This window comes from Micrococcus sp. HMSC31B01 (assembly GCF_001816085.1).
GTDB lineage: Bacteria > Actinomycetota > Actinomycetes > Actinomycetales > Micrococcaceae > Micrococcus > Micrococcus luteus.
Map to the genome: position 1 here is coordinate 1 of NZ_KV825399.1, position 3,179 is coordinate 3,179.

General features: G+C 72.5%; 3 protein-coding genes. All 3 read left to right on the forward strand.

What is annotated here, in order from left to right:
- The first annotated feature begins 138 nt into the window (after positions 1-138).
- Positions 139-756: a TlpA family protein disulfide reductase gene (locus tag HMPREF3105_RS11360; protein ID WP_070709690.1), complete on the forward strand. Its 618-nt coding sequence runs from the start codon at positions 139-141 to the stop codon at positions 754-756.
- A gap of 15 nt (positions 757-771) precedes the next feature.
- Positions 772-1,527 carry a cytochrome c biogenesis CcdA family protein gene (locus HMPREF3105_RS11365; RefSeq protein ID WP_041104065.1) on the forward strand — a complete coding sequence of 252 codons (756 nt, stop codon included), beginning with the start codon at positions 772-774 and terminating at the stop codon, positions 1,525-1,527.
- Positions 1,524-3,179: cytochrome c biogenesis protein ResB (locus HMPREF3105_RS11370; protein WP_070709693.1), on the forward strand; the 1,656-nt coding region annotated here is incomplete at its 3' end. The genes HMPREF3105_RS11365 and HMPREF3105_RS11370, both read left to right, overlap by 4 nt.

Consider the following 3,179-nt stretch of genomic DNA (forward strand, 5'->3'; position numbering starts at 1 on the left):
GGCGTCGACGACGCCGGCCGCGGCCTCCCACGGGGTGGGGGTGTGACGTCCAGGGTTCAGTCAGAATGCGGGGCGGACAGTAGACTCCCCAGGTCCCCGGAATCCAGCGCCGCGCATCCCCTGGAGGGCAGTCACGCCATGCACACCCCGCCCCGTCCGTCCCGCCGCACCCTGCTGACCGGCCTCGCCCTCGCCAGCCTGGCGCCGGCGCTCGCGGCCTGCTCGGGCGGTGACGACTCGCTCGCGCGGCAGGCGGGCAACGCGGACGGCAAGAACTACGTCGCCGGCGACGGCTCCGTCCTGGAGATCGCCCCCGCCGAGCGCGGCGCCCCCGTGGAGTTCGCCGCCGAGCTCTTCGACGGCACCCCCGTGACCGGCGCGAGCCTGCGCGGCACCCCCGCCCTGCTGAACTTCTGGTACGCCGCCTGCGCGCCGTGCCGCGTCGAGGCCCCCCACCTCGTCTCCCTGCACGAGCAGTTCGCCCCGCAGGGGGTGCGGTTCCTCGGCGTGAACGTCCGGGACACCGTCACCACCGCGCAGGCCTTCGAGCGCACCTTCGAGATCCCCTACCCGTCCATCGAGGACGCCCGCGGGGACGTGCTCCTGAACATGACCGACTACGTGCCCCCGCAGGCCGTGCCCTCCACCCTCGTCCTGGACGTCGAGGGCCGCGTGGCCGCGCGGGTGCTCGGCGCCGTGGAGGAGTCCACCCTGCGCGCGCTGCTGACCACCGTGGTGGACGAGGCCGCGGCCTGAGTGGCCGCCGTGTCCATGCAGAACAATCCCTTCGCCGATATCGCGCTGGACGGCTCACTGCTGCTCGCGGCCCCGATCGCCCTGCTCGCCGGGCTCATCTCCTTCCTCTCGCCGTGCGTCCTGCCGCTCGTGCCCGGCTGGCTCGGCTACGTCACCGGCCTGGGCGGTGACGTCCTCACCACCCGGCGCCGCGGCCGCCTCGTGCTCGGCGCCGTGCTGTTCGTGCTCGGCTTCGCCGTGGTGTTCGTGGCGATCAGCGTGGTCTTCACGCAGGCCATGGTGTGGCTGCAGCGCGACGGCCAGTGGGTCACCCGCGTGCTCGGCGTGCTCGTGGCGCTCATGGGTCTGGTGTTCATGGGCGGTGGCGGACGTCTCCAGCAGGAGCGCCGCCTCCACCTCAAGCCCGCCGCCGGCCTGGCCGGGGCGCCGCTGCTCGGCATGACCTTCGGCCTCGGGTGGGCCCCGTGCATCGGCCCGACCATGGCGGCCGTGCTCGCCATGTCCACTGCGGGCTCCGGCTCGCTCGGGCGCGGGGCGCTCCTGGCGTTCCTGTACTGCCTGGGCCTCGGCGTGCCGTTCGTGCTCATCGCCGTCGGCATGGAGCGCGGCATGCGGGCGGTCGGGTTCTTCACGCGGCACCGCGTGCTGATCATGCGGCTCGGCGGCGCCCTGCTGGTGCTGCTCGGCCTGCTCATGGTCACCGGCGTGTGGACGCACTGGACCACGCAGCTGCAGTTCTGGTTCGCCAACGAATGGAGGATGCCCCTGTGAGCTCGAAGGCCGACCGCGCCCGCTCGGAGGACGTCGCCCTCCCTCAGCTGGGCCTCACCGGCACCCTGCGCTGGATCTGGACCCAGCTGACCAGCATGAGCACCGCGCTCATGCTGCTGCTCCTGCTCGCCGTCGCCGCCGTGCCCGGCTCCCTCGTGCCCCAGCGCCGTGCCGGCCCCGAGATCGTGGACCAGTGGATCGAGGACAACCCCGTGTGGGGCCCCGTCCTGGACGCCCTGCAGTTCTTCGACGTCTACAACTCCGTCTGGTTCTCGGCCATCTACCTGCTGCTGTTCGTCTCCCTCGTGGGCTGCGTGTGGCCGCGCGCCATCCAGCACGCCAAGGCCCTGCGCCAGCCCCCGGCCCGCACCCCCCGCAACCTGACGCGCCTGCCGGCCTCCGGCGTCGTCGTCCTCGAGGAGGGCGGCCCGAGCCCCGAGGAGGCCGTGGCCAGAGCCCAGGCGTGGCTGCGCAAGCGCCGCTACCGCGTGGAGCACCGCCCCGAGGCCGGCGGCGCGTCCGTGGGCGCCGAGCGCGGATACCTGCGCGAGATCGGCAACATCCTGTTCCACGTCTCGCTGATCGGCGTGCTCGTGTTCATGGCCTACGGCGGCATGACCAAGTACGGCGGGCAGAAGATCATCGTGGAGGGCGAGGGCTTCGCCAACAACCTCGTGGCCTACGACTCCTTCACCCCCGGCACCTACTTCAGCGCGGACGACCTCCAGCCGTTCTCCCTCACCCTCGACTCCTTCGACGCCGTGTTCGACCGCGAGTCCGAGACCCACTACGGCCAGCCGCTGGACTACACCGCCGTCATGGACGTCCGCGAGGGCTCCGGCGGCGAGCTCCAGCGCCAGATCCTCAAGGTCAACCAGCCGCTGGACATCGACGGCGTGCGCGTCTACCTCGTGGGCAACGGCTACGCGCCCGTGGTGACCATCCGCGACGGCGCCGGGGACGTGGCCTTCCAGGGCCCCGTGGTCACCCGCGTGTTCGACCAGAACTACGGCTCGCAGGCCACCATCAAGGTCCCCGACGCGCGGCCGGACCAGCTGGGCTTCGTCGGCTTCTTCCTGCCCTCGGCGGTGGAGGACGAGGAAGGCGCCGCGTTCTCCGCGGACCCCGAGCTGCTCAACCCGGAGCTGCAGCTGAACTCGTACTACGGGGACCTCGGCCTGGACACCGGCCGCCCGCAGAACGTGTACGTGCTGGACACCGCATCCCTCACCGAGCTCAACAGCCGCACCAACGAGAACGGCGGCATCGTGCTCAGCCCGGGCCAGACGTACGAGCTGCCCGAGGGCAAGGGCTCCATCAGCTTCGACGGCGTCCGCCGCTACGTCGGCCTGGACATCCACTACGACCCGGGCAAGTGGGGCGTCGGCGTGTTCGCCGGCACCGCCCTGCTCGGGCTGGTCATCAGCCTGTTCGTCCGCCGCCGCCGCGTGTGGGTCCGCGCCCGCACCGACGAGGCCGGCCGCACCCGCGTGGAGTACGCGCTGCTCGCCCGCGGCGAGGAGTTCGGCTTGCACGAGGAGCACGTGGCCCTGCGCTCGGCCATGGAGCGCTGGTGGCCCGTCGCCGCCACCGAGACGGCCGACGACGCCGCGGCCGGTGCCGCCCCCCAGTCCACCCCCACCGCCCCCGAG